This is a genomic window from Paenibacillus sp. ACRRX, from assembly GCF_022346885.1.
Taxonomy (GTDB): domain Bacteria; phylum Bacillota; class Bacilli; order Paenibacillales; family Paenibacillaceae; genus Paenibacillus_B.
Genome location: NZ_JAKRNK010000004.1, coordinates 270,219 through 284,741 on the forward strand (window position 1 = coordinate 270,219; position 14,523 = coordinate 284,741).

The following is a 14,523-nucleotide window of genomic DNA, read 5'->3' on the forward strand; positions in this document are numbered from 1 at the left end:
TCTAGCCCACGTCATTCCTCTGTGGTTTCCTTTGGTCTGCCTCTGCTGGAAACATCCCATGTTCGCATGATCATCTCGTCAAAGCATGCGCGCAGCTCCACCTCGCTCATCTGGACTTGCTGTGCTGCTTGTAGAGCTGCCAAAATGGCTTCTTCCACAGCTTTCTTACGAAATTTATCCTTGTCATCCTCCTGCACGTGGGCTACAAAGGTCCCTGTTCCCTGTCTTGTTCGCAGGAGCCCCTCGTTCTCCAGATCTTGGTATACGCGTCTTACGGTAATCACACTGCACTTTAATTGACTGGCGAACTCACGAATTGAAGGCAGCAATGTACCCACTTCGAGCTGCCCAGAAAGGATAAGAGCCCTTAGCTGATTCTTGATCTGTGCATAAAGAGGTTCTGCGCTGTTCTCGTTTACTTGGATGGGCATAAACACGGTCTGTCTCACCTCCTGCCTATGTAGCGCTATCTATTAAAATCAATGGATTGTATTTAAACAATAGCGTGCTCTGGCATGCTCTATTGTCTTAACCTCACTATCTCTGTTACACCATTTTTTCGCAGATCACGCCTAAACTTACATCAGATCTTTTCGTTTAAGCAGACCAAGCAGAATTTTCCCGCTATACGTATAAGTCTGGATAAGCACGGCAACCGAGATGACGCCAACAGCAAGCACGTATTGGTTCGAACTTTGGATCAGCATGACCACCAGGCTTTTTCCGGTAAAGGACACACATATGGAAATCAGCAAATATCCGATCATCATTAGGAGAACAACAATCATATAACCCTTTCCACTTACACTCCATTCGAAGCCGATGTAGAACATGTGAATGAGTACAGCACACGTCATCAAGGCCAATACATATACAAGATAATTACCTACAGGGAGCACTTCCCTTAAATCCCGCATAAACACATATTGTATTAAAAAATAAATCGTTCCGTTTAGCAACGTTGCAATACTAAGATGCATAAAACGTGACAGGATTATCGTTTTAAGCTCCACCGGCAAGGTTCTCAACTTTACGATATGCTTCCTGTGCGAGTCGTCAGCCAAGTATCTGCGTCCTCTTCGGTTAAAGACGAACCCCAGATTGCCTATCATCACCAGACTAATAAAATCCAGCAAACATCGTATGGCTACTGAATCATCCTCCTTACCCAAGTTAGCCCCTAGCATCGGTAGTGTGCATACTGCCATATAAGCGGCAAATAAAAACGTAAATAATAATCCTATCCAATACCTTTGAAAGTCCCGCTTACAAAGCATCCATGCATCTTTCCATCGTTTCCTTCTCATAAGCACACCCTCGCTTTATCTCTATTATCTTCACGATTATGCCATCAGATGTCTGATCCAAAATCGTTCCCGCATGATGGAGTACTAAGTATGTGATGTGATCTTGCTCCATGATCACTGTGATTACTGTGTATATCTTTATATACAGTATAATGACCTTATCCAATTGATGTCAATACATTTTAAGGAAATGTATGGTTTAAAATTTCTTTTTCGTGGAAAATAAGGTACATGCTTTTGTATGATAGGGTTGGAAGCACAACGGCATATAATCCCTTTTAGGGTCTAGATCCTTACAAAGAAGGATGGTGTTTATGTCTGAAATCATAGGGATTGTTGAGGAAATGTACGTGCATCCCGTAAAGTCTATGACGGGACAGTTGCTGCGAGAAGCTCAGATCGAATCTTATGGCTTATACGGTGACCGGGCCAGAGGTCTCGTTCGTGCGGACAATCCAGATCGATTTGTTACGATCACACAAGTACCGCAGCTTGCAGCTTATCGAGCTGAGCAGCGGATCGATGCCAGCCATCCTGGGGATTGGCCAGAGATCACTATTTATACGCCTGATGAAAGAGCTTACCGATGGGAAGACGAGGAATGGCTTGCTGAACTGGAGCAGCTAGCCGGCATCAAGCTGCTGCGCTGGGAGGCGCCTAATGGGTACGTTCCCAAGGGGGCCATCGAAGACGGCGACCTGCTGTTAACGACCAGCCACAGCTTAGCCGCTTTAAGCTCTCTATATGGTGCGCCCATCGATATAAGACGCTTCCGACCGAACCTACACCTTCGCCTTACGACTACAGACGCAGCGGCCTATTTGGAAGGCTCATGGCGGGATCACCAATTCCTTGTGGGCGAAACCGTAATCCAGGTGACAGGCGATTGTCCACGTTGTTCTATCATTAACGTAGAACCGTTAAGCGGATTAATTACCCCTCATATTCTCAAACATGTGGCACGCCAAAATGCAATCCATTTTGGTGTGTATGCATCTGTTAAGACACCAGGACTCATTCGCGTGGGTGATACCATTAGGTTCCATACATCGCCTTGATAGCTTTTTAACTCACACCTAGAATTTGGAGCCTCATGCGATACGTTCCACGCTGGTTGCTAGAGATCCTGATCTACAAGTAAAGCCCGTCAGGCTTGTTCCATGATGGAATCAGCCTGACGGGCTTTACTTGCTGAGCTATCTATTTCGTTAGAATGTCTTATGCCTCATTCTTGCAGATAGAGCACTCTTACGCGGTTACCAGCCTAAGATCGCGTCGATTACCGGCTTTGTATGCCCACCTGGGTATAAAATGTAAAGCAATACATACACAGTTGCACCTGTAATCGCCGTAATAAACCAGATAACAGATGTCACTCTACCCAACTTCCGATGCTTGTTGTACTTGGCTTTATAGCCCGTATACAACGTTGTTAAGCCAAATACTGCGGCCACTGTCGCCAATACGATATGGAATAACAAGAAGACCAAATAAATCGTCTTCAAGTTATCAGGCCCACCCCATGCTGTATTTCCGACAAAGATTGTTCGCGACGCATATATAACAAAAAAGATAATAGCTGCAATTGCCGCCATTGTCATCGTGCGTTTATGCTGTTCACGTTTCCCTTTAATGATTTGACTCCAGCCGATTGCAACCAACACGGCGCTGATGACGATAAATGCTGTGCTGATCGTCGGCATAATGTTGAAAATATCCACGGATGTCCGCACCTTCCCTTATAGAGGTTGTCCAACAGAGCTAATAGGCATTCTCCTTGAGCAAAAGAGACGCGCTTAAGCAGCACAGCTGCAACTATAGCTTGAACCTGTCATCCTAATATTATAACGGATTATGCTTGGTTGAAATGGCCTTCCAGTGTCGATTCTACGACATCATCATCATCCTTGCCCTCTCTGCGGAACCATTGTGAGAACACATAGGCTAAAATAGCGCCATACATCAGTTCTTGAACCATCTTCATTAAGATACCGCCTAATTGCTGATCTTCAGCTCCATCGAACCAGTTAAAGAACTGCGGCCCTCCAAATGCAGCCAACAGCGCCTTGGGGTCACCAGCGACACAGTAGCCCATCGCCTGCGCCCAAGTATCAGGATCCGTGTAAGTCGAGTATAACGGGGTATCCGCAAATATAATTAAAGCACAAGCCGGTGTAATCAACATGCCATTCAAAAAGATATACCCCATCTTCTTGACGTCGGTTAAGATCACCCATTCAGGAACGGGTGTAACGATCGGCCACCACATCATGACGGAAGTAATAAACAAGGCGATGTAATAAATAATGTGGACACCATAATTCAGCATCACATAGTCGTGGACAGCCGGAACGTGATAAAACGAGAACAGGACATTAAACAGCAGGGCAGTCAGAATCGGGTGCATCGCCCACTTGAGCTTGCGCATAACTGGACGATCCAGCAAATAACGCCACAACCAGCTTGGCATCCCTAACATAAGAAGCGGGGGCACAATGATATAAGAAACCGACATCATCACCATATGAAACGTAAACATCATATGACTCATAACGTTTATCGGTCCCCCCTGTACAAGATACAGCAGCACAATACCGATTATAAACATGAATTTCTTCCAAGCCCCTACTGGTTCAGATCTCTCGAATCGAGACCGAAATGGGCCCGTTAACCCTAAATACAAAATGATGATAAGTACGGCTGCAACCAGAATCAACGGACTCCATAGATCCGCAAAAGTGAACTGCTCCAAGCCAAACATGCTGCGCCCCCTTCCCTTACTACCCTGCTGTCATACTTTCGCCACATTTTACCCTCTTATGGAAAAAGAGGCGACGCCGCTGCATCACCTCTCATTCTTTGACAATGTTAAGGCCACCATACCCAGTATATGCCCATTACAATGCACGTAAATGCGATAAAAGCACCTATAAACATAAAGATAATGGGAAGCATATGACCTTTGTCTTTCATATGCATCCAGTAGCCCATCTGGATAATGACTTGCAGGACTGCCATTACAAGCAAGATAATAATGGTAAATGTAGGGTTAACTTCACCAGCCGCACCAACCGTTGCAAAGGCAATCAACGTCAGCACAATTGAGAAAATAAACGCAATAATATGCTTCTGCGGCCCCTCGTGCTTATGACGACGCTTCGTGTCGTCCGAAGTGAGTTGTTGTGTTGCCATCTGTTAGCCCACCTTTCCCATTAAATATACGACGGTAAAGATGAATACCCACACCACGTCGATAAAGTGCCAATAAATCGCTGAAACATAGATTTTAGGCGCTGTGACGAAGTTGAGTCCCTTTTTGTAAATTTGCACAATTAGAATCGTAATCCAAGAAACCCCGAACGCAACGTGGGCACCATGGAAACCAACTAAGGTGTAAAATGCACTACTAAAAGCACTAGTTGTAAAGGTATGACCTTCATGTATATATTCTACAAACTCATAAATTTCCAGAGCGAGGAAACCGAAGCCGAGAATAACCGTTACGATCAGCCAGTTCAGCATCGCCTTTACATCTTTACGATGCAGAGCCTGAACCGCAAATACACTCGTCAACGAACTTACCAACAAGATCATAGTTGCTGCTGCGACCATCGGAAGCTTAAACAACTCTGCAGCCGTAGGACCGTCTCCAACTTGATCGCGGAGGGCCAGGAACGTAGCAAATAGCGTACCGAACAATACCGCCTCTCCGCCAAGGAACAGCCAGAAGCCAAGCACTTTGTTGCGGCCTTCTAACGTTGCCTTCTCCGGTTCGTGAGGCCAGTGCTCTTCTGCGTGGTGTGCAGATGCGCTCATGCTTTAACCCCCTTATCCTCCAGCTCTTCCTTCTCAATATGATAACCGTGGTCATCAATTACCGAGCGCAAGAACATGCAGCCAAATGTAATCAACAGGCCTAAGCCAGAAATGATGTAGTTGTTAAATAAGAAGCCGACTACGCCGCTTCCAAACTCATCTTTTGCAAACATAAAGCCTAAGCCAGCAATAAACAAACCTATGGACATAAAGAACGGTAAAATCGATGGTGATGGCATATGGATCGAACCAATTGGTTCAGCAGGCTTCATCTCCGTATTGCCGTCCATTTTCTCTTTCCACCAAGCATCATAACCACGTACAAGTGGAGTCTGCTTGAAGTTGTACTCTGGGGCAGGTGACGGAATTGTCCACTCCAGTGTACGTCCATCTTCCCAAGGATCGTTCGAAGCATTAGCAGGCTTACGACTTGTAATAACAATGTTATACAAGAACATCAATACGCCAATACCCATCATGATGGCACCGATTGTACTAATCAGGTTCATCGTGTCAAAGCCTTGATTCGGCAAGTAAGTAACAACACGGCGAGGCATACCTATCAGACCTAGGAAATGCTGAACAAAGAACGTTAATTGGAAGCCAATATAGAACATCCAGAATGTAGCTTTCCCCAAGCCTTCCGCAAGTACGCGTCCGAACATCTTCGGCCACCAATAGTGAAGACCAGAGAACAAGCCTAATACTAGACCACCCACAATTACGTAATGGAAATGGGCTACAACAAAATAGGTGTCATGGAACTGGAAGTCCGCAGGTGCTGACGCCAACATTACACCTGTAACGCCCCCCATTACAAATGTCGGGATAAAGCCGACCGCATACAAGTTGGCAGCTGTAAACTTGATGGAACCGCCCCACATTGTAAACAACCAGTTAAATATCTTGATTCCAGTTGGAACGGCAATCAACATCGTAGCGATAGAGAACAAGGCATTTGCAACTGGCCCCAGACCAACCGTAAACATGTGGTGAGCCCATACCATGAAGCCTAGAAACCCGATAAGCACCGTCGCAAATACCATCGAGCTGTATCCAAACAAGCGCTTGCGAGAGAATGTGCTAATGACATCAGATATAATACCAAACGCTGGCAATATCAAGATGTACACTTCGGGATGACCAAATATCCAGAAGATATGCTGCCACAGTACAATGCTGCCGCCATTCGGAATATAGAAGAAGTTGCCGCCGAACAGGCGATCAAACGTCAGTAAGACAAGCCCGACTGTTACTGCGGGGAACGCAAACAGGATCAATGCGGAAGTGATAAATGATGCCCAAGTGAACATCGGCATCCGCATGAAGGACATGCCTGGCGCCCTCATATTAATAATCGTAGCGAGGAAGTTGATACCCCCGATAAGTGTACCAATACCGGATATCTGAAGTCCTAGTGTGTAGAAGTCTACCCCGTGATGCGGGCTGTACTCGGTACTTGAAAGTGGAACGTACGAAGTCCATCCTGCGTCTGGTACTCCACCGATCAGCCAGCTCAAGTTCAAGAGCAAGCCGCCGAAGAAAAACGTCCAGAAGCCGAGGGAGTTCAGGAAAGGAAATGCTACGTCACGCGCGCCGATCTGCAGCGGGACGATTGCATTCATTAATGCAAATATAATCGGCATGACGCCGAGAAAGATCATCGTGGTTCCGTGCATGGTGATTAATTCGTTAAAAGTCTGCGGATCAACGAAATCATTCATAGGTTTAATCAACTGTATCCGAATCAGAATCGCTTCAATACCGCCAATGCCGAAGAATAGTGCGCCGGCAATGAGATACAAGACACCGATCTTCTTATGGTCGACCGTCGTCAGCCAATCCATTAAGCCGCGATACCGCTTCACTGTGTGTGCCGTGTGAGCCAAGGTCGTTACCCTCCCCTAGAAGATGCTTATTGTTCACTTTATTGCTTGTTAACTGTCTTTAATGAATCCAGCTTGTAGTTCGCCAAGTAATCGACGATCTGATCAAGTTCAGTATCCGTCAGCGGAATCTTATGCATCTTGTTGCCCGGCTTCAACTTGTCCGGATCTTCAATCCAATCATGCAGATTCTTCTCCAATTTGCCTTGGTCGATCGCTTCTTCCGCGTTGTCGCGGTTTAGCAATATTCCCCCCACCGATTCACGGCTCCCGATCCCCTTCAGGTTCGGCCCCAACGAACCCGCGTTCTCGACAGCATGGCAGGACAAGCAGCTTGTTTTGAACTTTTCCCCGACAGCCGCGTCACCAACGAACGGCTTCGGCTCAGCCTTCATCTCGCTAACCCAAGCAGTGAACGTCGCTTCGCTTACAGCTTTCACTTTGAAATCCATAAACGCATGGGAAGGTCCGCATAACTCGGCGCACTTGCCGCGGTATACATTCTCCTTCGCTGTTTCGAAGAACATCTTATTCTTGTTTCCCTCAGGGTTCGTATCCATCTTGCCCGCAAGTGCCGGCACCCAGAAGGAATGAAGCACATCTTGAGTCTTCAGGTTAATCGCAATCTTCTTGCCTACAGGTATAACCAGATCCTGTGCCGTACGAACACCCAATTCAGGGTATTCGAATTCCCACCAATATTGATGAGAGGTGACATTAACCTTGATGGCTTCCTTGTCTTTGCTGTAATCCTCTGCGAAAGCGAATACATACTTAAGCGTCGGAACAGCCAGGATGATAAGAAGAATGATCGGTATTACTGTCCAAATGATTTCGAGCTTGTGACTACCTTCTACTTGCTTCGGAATATCGTTCTGCCCCGGTTTTCTACGGTAGCGCACAACGACATAAAAGCAGATGGCGAATACAACTATGACGACCAGCATCATAATTATAATGGACAACTGCATGAGCCCGAACTGCTTCTCCGCAACAGGACCTTGCGGGTTGAGAGCGGACAGATCCGCACGACCGCAAGCACTCAAGAGCAAGACGAGCCCAGCGAATAGCGGAAGGAGTCGTTTCACAGCATGCCACCGTTTCATCATTGATCAACCCCACTTTTTACGTTTTCGCAGATTATCACATCTCATGCCCTTTCCAACTCCTCAGCACACCCTAACGCACAAATGACGTTCATGGTGAGCGAACATACGCCCGATATGCTGTGTGGAGGAGTCTGCTTGGCCGAGTCAGATCCTTGGAAATCCTTTGCAGAAGGCCCCTCAGATTCATATCGGTCCATAAAAGGTGAGTCACCGGCTCTAGCACGGATGTCTTAATCCTGTCAATAAACACAATCACTCACCTAAATATAATTTCCATAATTTTATTTGTCAATGTTTCCCGCCTAGTTCACAAATTGTTCGAAAAGTCCGTTTTTTCGCGTCAAATCAACGTTTGTAAGCGTTTACAGTTTATCGTTCACACCTCTATAAGTAGTGTCGAAACCCTAATAATTGTGTCGTTTTACCGCTTATCTAGATGTTACAAATTCCAAGTGTTGCATATGTTCCATCCTTTTTCGGAAAAATAGAGCCACATCGAAAGGAGTGTACAGACGTGAATTCACATTTTGATCAACTATTTAAAGTTAAATCATGGAAAAGAAACTCCCTCGTTCACAATATTGTCATATTATCCTTCGTCACGTGTATGACCTTACTGTCAGGCTGCCATTCTTATAATGAAAACGGCGGCAAGTCAACCAAAGATCTGGCATCCAATTATGCCGACCGCACAACAAGAGATTATCGCATTTCCAATCATCCTTCGTATAACGATCTCCATGGCAATATGATGGGGGAAACACCTTTAAAAGATAACAAGTACAAGGCATCGGCCCATACGTCGTCTGAGCCCCCTGCAAGAGTTGCTAAAGCAGCAAGCAATCATGTAAGTCAGGTAAGCGGAGTAGCGCTCGCTTATGTCATCGATCTGAATCACAATGCATATGTTGCCTTGACCCTCGATGCCACTGGACTTGGTACCAAAGGCGTGGGCGGACACTCTGCGCGCGAACAGCGGGATACCAATGTCTCCGATCCAAGCAAGCTTGCAGAACAGCGATTGGATCAACCTGTTCCCCAGATCGTGAACCCAAGCAGTCAAACTACCTCCGAAGCACATAGCGAGCATCTCTCGCATGAATTCAAGCAAACCGTCGCTACTGCTGTCAGGGAAAAACTTCCTGATGTTAAACAAGTTTATATTAGTGCAAATGCAGATTTCTTCAATCATATTAGCGCACTTGCGATGAAGGTGTATCCACAAGAATCCCTTGAGCCCTATGTAGTTTCTTTAAAACAGATCATTAGCCGCTATATGCAATAGATTGTGTGCTGAGAAACGGTCAAATGAACATTCACACTTATGACCCAGTGACCGCCACCCCCTAATAGGTTGACGGTCACTGAACCTCAATGCACGCTCCCTAGGTAATTACAGACGCAAGCGTCGCGAGCTGAACCCACTAACTTGTGCCAAAGGGCTCACTGCTGTTGTTAGTATACGCGGGCCCTGCTTGGTTACCGCTATTGTATGCTCAAAGTGAGCTGCCCACTGGCCATTCATCGTTCGAACTGTCCAACCATCACGCCCAAGCCATACATCATCATTTCCACCCATCGTGAATATCGGTTCCAAGGTAATCACCAGCCCGTCTTCGAGCACATCTCCGGTTCCGACACTGCCCTCATTAGGCACCTCTGGTGCTTCATGAAGCTGTCTGCCAATACCGTGGCCGACCAAGGTCTGGACCACCCCGTAACCGCTCAACCGCCCGTACGTGCCAATCGCGTTCGAAATATCACCAACTCGGCCGCCAGGACGAGCTTTCTCCATCCCTAATCGCAGCGCCTTTAACGTATGACGAACAAGAGCCTTCACTTCCGGGCGGACGCGCCCAATGTTATAAGTCCAAGCAAGGTCTGCCAACCAGCCTTTATATTGAACGACAAGATCTATCGTTACGATATCCCCTGAAAGCAGCGGTATGGATGTAGGAAATCCGTGGCATACGATGTCATTACGAGAAGCACAGATCGAGTATGGGAAGCCATTGTAGCCTTTCTGGTAAGGATACCCTCCTTCTCGCAGCAGCCATTTCTCTACAAATGCATCGATCTCTTTAGTTGTGACCCCGGGTGCCAAACGAGAAGCCACCTCACGATGGCATCTTGCGGCCAATCGACCGGCGGCCTGTATTTTCGCAATCTGCTCCGCGTTTTTAAGCTCCAACATAGTCGCTCCCCCAATTTGTCCGCAGGCGTATTTGCATGCTCATTGACGCACTTCTAGTAGACTTATTCCGCGCTGATCTTTTATATGACAGCAGATACTTATGACGTGTGATGATGCAGTCATAACACTACATAGCATATGTCGCATTTAAGATCACCCTGCAGCTCTATGCTCAGCTTATACGCTCATATGCAAACAAGGCATCCCTTAAAGGGACGCCTTGTTCAATAAGTTATATATCAGATGTCATCTGAAAAATTTCCGTTATGACACACTGCTGTCAATCTTGCCAAGCTCCAACTCTACAAGCTGAGTTAATTCGTCTTCATAGCCTCCCATAATCCGATATTTCCGGATATATTCCTTTACGAATTTCCTAGGATTCTTAGGTCGGAAGATCCGCGTCATCTCCAACAAGCTCTCTTTCACTTCGTTGTGACCTTTTGTAGCCATGAAAATTCCCTCCCAAAGCGTTGTAGATCATGCTCCGCAACGGAGAACTAACGGACTTCGGACTCGCTTGTAACGCTGGAATTCACTGCATAATAGTTCCTATTATATCATATTCCCCAGAGCAACAAAAACACACAATCTTTACTTGTACATCTGTTTATTGGGCATACTAACCACATCAGCTCCATTTTTCTTTACAGGACAAGCATTTTGTTTCGATTCTTTAACTTATCGCCTTCTAAAAAATAATGTGCAGCTGCGTTCACCAACTTCAAAGGAGTGAATCCTCTCTTATGACCATATGCAATACCTCGTCTGACTTGACCAATAAAAAGTGCTGGATTACTCCTGTCCCCGAAAAAAAAAGAATCCATCACAAACGACTAGAAACAGCAATCACAGCGCTTTATAAGCTTCATCCCAATCTGCGCTGCTTTCTACTAGCCCGTCAGGGAGAAACCCTATGCGAGGTGTACGCTGACTGTGACAAGACATCGCTTCATGATCTTCGTTCCGCAACGAAGACTGTGGTCGGCATACTTGTTGGCATCGCATCAAGCCGCGGGCTGATGCCCGCACTCGAAGAATCAATTAAGCCCTATTTCGAAGCAGAACTTCCACAAAGCAACAAAAATGACCCTCTATGGAGCAGTATTTCTCTTTATCATCTGCTCACGATGACAAGCGGCCTCCACTGGCAGACCGGTCCTAAGCTTGGCGAACAATGGATTCATCGTTTTCACAATAGCGCAAGTTGGACTCGCTTTGCTCTTCGTTTGCCAGTACATGCTGAATTCATGAATCATTTTCAGTACCGAAGTATTGATTCCCATCTATTATCTGTATTGTTAACACGTATAACTGGTATGCGCGCAGATCAATATGCGGAACGGCATTTGTTCGGGCCTCTTGGGATCATCAACTACCGCTGGGCACTGTCTCCCGATGGGGATGCATCTGGTCATATCGGGCTTCATCTTTCAGGTAGAGATATGCTAAAAATCGGGCAATTAATGCTGGATAAGGGAATCATACGTGACAACAATGTAAGCAACAGCACAGACGCTCTGTACGTAATACCCTCCGAATGGATAAAAGAAACAATGCGCAGCCATCATGCAGGCATGGATGCCTACGGAAATTACGGCTATCAAGGATGGTCACATCGTTTGCAAGGATACGATGCCTTTTGTGCACTGGGTCACGGCGGACAGATGATTTATATCGTGCCCGAACTGGATATTGTTGTGGTATTGGCAGGCAATTCGCACGTTAGAAGATGGCGCCACCCAAGATTATGGCTGGAGCAGCATTTACTGCCTGCCTGCTTATCTTATTGAAGGATAGAGATAGACACCCGTCGTCATAACGCACTGACAGCACTGCGGCCCATACAAATGTTTAACATGCCGTTAACAAGAATCCCATTGGAATTGGCTTGTACTGCACGATATAATGGGTACAGTTCTCAATCTTGGATAAGACAGGGGAACGAGAAGTCGGCATTAAAGGAGCGACCTGCATTGAAATCCATTCGCGCATTAGGCTTGGGGACTGACATCATTCTGTTATCCGTAATCTTATTCCTTGTTGAATTTGTTCGCGGTGCAGCAATCGTCAGCTTTATCCCCATATACGGTAAAAATGAACTTCACAACAGCCTGGCCATTATAGGCATCGCTATTACAGCCCATTATTTGACAGATACAGTGTTAAAGACAGGTATTGGGTACTTACTTGATCGTTGGTCTGCTCGTTTGATCATTAATATAGGCTTGCTTATATCCTTGATCGGGATCGGACTTTTTGCTTGGGGAGAATGGAATTGGGTATTCATCTTGGCTGCCGCGCTTTATGGTGTTGGTATCTCCCCTGTATGGATTGTCTGTCTTACCAAAGTAAAGGAAGAACAGCGTGCCGCTCAGATGGGTTTCCTGTATACGATATGGCTGGTCGGTATGGGGGCAGGTCCAGTTGTGTTAAATGTCATTCTTGACTACAAACCTGAGCTGGCATTTACATTGCTGCTTATCCTGGCTGGCCTTGCTTGGCTCATCAGCTTTGCTGTTCCAGGTGGCAGACAGACGGGAGCGCCGACGACACCAGTCCCTTTCCATGAACAATGGATTGCACTCAAGGAGAGATTACGTGCCATTAAACCGTTACTTCCAGGCATGATTCTGCAGACACTTGGCGCGAGTATGCTTGTACCCATACTCCCCACCTTTGCGGAGGCCTCCCTATCATTGTCTAACAAGCAGTACTCGGTACTACTTCTTATAGGGGGCGGCTGTACAGTGCTAGGACTGGTACCAATGGGTAAGTGGTCTGATCGTCTTGGACGCAAGCCATTTCTAATTATTGGGTTTGGCATATTTGCCTTAACGCTTGCCTCATTGTCACTGCAGCCTGCCGTATGGATGGCTTACCTACTTGCTGTAATATTGGGCGTCTCTTACGCCGCGGTACTACCTGCATGGAACGCACTGCTGGCTCTTTATGTGCCGCCTGGTCAGAAAGGATTGGGCTGGAGTCTGCTGTCAACGGTAGAAGGAATTGGAGTCTTGATTGGCCCTGTCATTGGCGGTGTTCTAGCCGACAAATTCTCGGCAGCCACAGTCGTCTGGCTTAGTGCAGGATTATTCGGCATAATTGCGATTGTCTATTTACTGTTCCCATCGCGTTGGTTCGCTGAACATTAGCGCAAGATCAGGAACAGTCGTATTGTCTGGGAGAGGATGAATACTAACCATGTGGGATTGGTTGCAACAAGTCATCACAACGTTAAAACATATAGATATGAATCAAGTGGAACTTTGGTTGAAACAATATTCTAATTTAGGGCCGATTCCAGGAATTATGCTTCCCTTTCTGGAAGCATTTTTACCTTTCCTGCCGCTCATCGTGTTTGTGATGGCTAATGCGGCAGCGTATGGGCTATGGCTTGGCTTTTTATATTCCTGGATCGGAGTCTGTGCAGGTTCCTTTGCTATATTCTGGATTGCACGCTTGTTTGGGGGCCGATTCAACGCATACGTCCAGCGTAAAATGCCAGGTACCAAACGCTTCTTTCACTGGATCGAAACAAAAGGCTTTACCCCAATCTTTGTCCTGCTTTGCTTCCCATTCACACCGTCATCCTTGATTAATGTAGCGGCCGGTCTCAGCACGCTTCAGTTCCGTACGTTTATGATCGCCGTACTCGCCGGTAAATCATTGATGATCTTTATGATGGCTTTTATCGGTCATGACTGGCAAGGCTTTATTCACCAGCCATGGCGCATTGCGCTCGCCATCGCGGTCTTCGCACTGCTGTGGTTTGGCGGCAAGAAGCTGGAAGCCCGATATCACACGACTTAGAACATACGAAGGATAGTCAGACTTCTTCTTGGGAACGTTATGCTTAGGCGGTTAACCCATATCAGGAAGGAGCCTAGCCCCTATGTCAAAAGAACGTGATCGCATGAATCCGGTCTCTCGCGAGCAAGTGGAAGTCGATGGCATCTACACAAATGAGTGGGGTCGAGAAGAAGTGCTGCATCGTGGTCAGCATTATCCTTCTGACCCGCAGCTCGGCGCGACGGAGTGGGAGCTAACGCAATTTATTTATGATAATCACCATGACGGCAAGACCGACGTCCGGCTCGTAGCCAAGGCGGACGAAGATATGCCAGCGCCGAAACAGAATCATCCGCGCAAACATACGGATCGCGGCGACAAATAACAAACAACAGCCTCATCCCTTTGCAGCATTTTGC

At 46.6% G+C, this 14,523-nt stretch carries 17 protein-coding genes; 6 read left to right on the forward strand and 11 right to left on the reverse strand.

The window, feature by feature from the left end; all coding sequences use genetic code 11:
- Positions 1 to 11: 11 nt before the first annotated feature.
- The 3 genes from MH117_RS14345 to MH117_RS14355 all read right to left on the reverse strand — a co-directional run bounded on the left by MH117_RS14345 (position 12) and on the right by MH117_RS14355 (position 1,419).
- Complete coding sequence (locus MH117_RS14345; RefSeq protein ID WP_275444666.1) at positions 12 to 431, reverse strand: GntR family transcriptional regulator; 420 nt, start codon at positions 429 to 431, stop codon at positions 12 to 14.
- Between the two features lie 147 nt (positions 432 to 578).
- Positions 579 to 1,307 (reverse strand): hypothetical protein, encoded by a 729-nt coding sequence (locus MH117_RS14350; protein ID WP_239329447.1) that lies wholly within the window; start codon positions 1,305 to 1,307, stop codon positions 579 to 581.
- A complete protein-coding gene (locus tag MH117_RS14355; RefSeq protein ID WP_239329448.1) occupies positions 1,267 to 1,419 on the reverse strand; it encodes a hypothetical protein in 153 nt (50 codons plus the stop codon). The genes MH117_RS14350 and MH117_RS14355 overlap by 41 nt, the downstream gene beginning before the upstream one ends.
- Before the next feature lie 202 nt (positions 1,420 to 1,621).
- Here MH117_RS14355 and MH117_RS14360 point away from each other — a divergent pair, with 202 nt between their 5' ends.
- Positions 1,622 to 2,365: an MOSC domain-containing protein gene (locus MH117_RS14360; RefSeq protein ID WP_239329449.1), complete on the forward strand. Its 744-nt coding sequence runs from the start codon at positions 1,622 to 1,624 to the stop codon at positions 2,363 to 2,365.
- Between the two features lie 198 nt (positions 2,366 to 2,563).
- Here MH117_RS14360 and MH117_RS14365 read toward each other — a convergent pair whose 3' ends face one another.
- The 6 genes from MH117_RS14365 to coxB form a co-directional block, all read right to left on the reverse strand.
- Positions 2,564 to 3,028 carry a DUF420 domain-containing protein gene (locus MH117_RS14365; RefSeq protein WP_239329450.1) on the reverse strand — a complete coding sequence of 155 codons (465 nt, stop codon included), beginning with the start codon at positions 3,026 to 3,028 and terminating at the stop codon, positions 2,564 to 2,566.
- A gap of 131 nt (positions 3,029 to 3,159) precedes the next feature.
- Positions 3,160 to 4,068 (reverse strand): cytochrome c oxidase assembly factor CtaG, encoded by a 909-nt coding sequence (ctaG, locus tag MH117_RS14370; RefSeq protein ID WP_239329451.1) that lies wholly within the window; start codon positions 4,066 to 4,068, stop codon positions 3,160 to 3,162.
- Positions 4,069 to 4,175: 107 nt separating this feature from the next.
- The gene (locus MH117_RS14375; protein ID WP_239329452.1) at positions 4,176 to 4,499 is read right to left on the reverse strand and encodes a cytochrome C oxidase subunit IV family protein; all 324 of its coding nucleotides are present in this window, start codon (positions 4,497 to 4,499) and stop codon (positions 4,176 to 4,178) included.
- A gap of 3 nt (positions 4,500 to 4,502) precedes the next feature.
- On the reverse strand, positions 4,503 to 5,123 hold the full coding sequence (locus MH117_RS14380; protein WP_239329453.1) for a cytochrome (ubi)quinol oxidase subunit III: 621 nt from the start codon (positions 5,121 to 5,123) through the stop codon (positions 4,503 to 4,505).
- Entirely contained in the window at positions 5,120 to 6,970 is a 1,851-nt protein-coding gene (ctaD, locus tag MH117_RS14385; protein WP_239329843.1) for a cytochrome c oxidase subunit I, read from the reverse strand. The genes MH117_RS14380 and ctaD overlap by 4 nt, the downstream gene beginning before the upstream one ends.
- 80 nt (positions 6,971 to 7,050) lie before the next feature.
- Entirely contained in the window at positions 7,051 to 8,118 is a 1,068-nt protein-coding gene (gene coxB / locus MH117_RS14390) for a cytochrome c oxidase subunit II (protein WP_239329454.1), read from the reverse strand.
- A gap of 514 nt (positions 8,119 to 8,632) precedes the next feature.
- Between coxB and MH117_RS14395 the strand changes: the two genes are divergently transcribed.
- Positions 8,633 to 9,403, forward strand: coding sequence for a YhcN/YlaJ family sporulation lipoprotein (locus MH117_RS14395; RefSeq protein WP_239329455.1), 771 nt, complete (start codon positions 8,633 to 8,635; stop codon positions 9,401 to 9,403).
- A 108-nt stretch (positions 9,404 to 9,511) separates the two neighbouring features.
- On the opposite strand, the gene map is transcribed toward MH117_RS14395, so the two are convergent.
- The gene (gene map, locus MH117_RS14400; protein ID WP_239329457.1) at positions 9,512 to 10,312 is read right to left on the reverse strand and encodes a type I methionyl aminopeptidase; all 801 of its coding nucleotides are present in this window, start codon (positions 10,310 to 10,312) and stop codon (positions 9,512 to 9,514) included.
- Positions 10,313 to 10,576: 264 nt separating this feature from the next.
- The gene (locus MH117_RS14405) at positions 10,577 to 10,765 is read right to left on the reverse strand and encodes a hypothetical protein (RefSeq protein WP_028544733.1); all 189 of its coding nucleotides are present in this window, start codon (positions 10,763 to 10,765) and stop codon (positions 10,577 to 10,579) included.
- A gap of 293 nt (positions 10,766 to 11,058) precedes the next feature.
- Here MH117_RS14405 and MH117_RS14410 point away from each other — a divergent pair, with 293 nt between their 5' ends.
- The 4 genes from MH117_RS14410 (at position 11,059) to MH117_RS14425 (ending at position 14,489) form a co-directional block, all read left to right on the forward strand.
- A complete protein-coding gene (locus MH117_RS14410; RefSeq protein WP_239329459.1) occupies positions 11,059 to 12,105 on the forward strand; it encodes a serine hydrolase domain-containing protein in 1,047 nt (348 codons plus the stop codon).
- Positions 12,106 to 12,288: 183 nt separating this feature from the next.
- Positions 12,289 to 13,467: an MFS transporter gene (locus MH117_RS14415; protein ID WP_239329460.1), complete on the forward strand. Its 1,179-nt coding sequence runs from the start codon at positions 12,289 to 12,291 to the stop codon at positions 13,465 to 13,467.
- Between the two features lie 49 nt (positions 13,468 to 13,516).
- Positions 13,517 to 14,125, forward strand: a complete 609-nt coding sequence (locus MH117_RS14420) for a TVP38/TMEM64 family protein (protein ID WP_239329461.1) — start codon at positions 13,517 to 13,519, stop codon at positions 14,123 to 14,125.
- 82 nt (positions 14,126 to 14,207) lie between these two features.
- Positions 14,208 to 14,489: a transposase gene (locus MH117_RS14425; protein WP_239329462.1), complete on the forward strand. Its 282-nt coding sequence runs from the start codon at positions 14,208 to 14,210 to the stop codon at positions 14,487 to 14,489.
- Positions 14,490 to 14,523 lie beyond the last annotated feature (34 nt).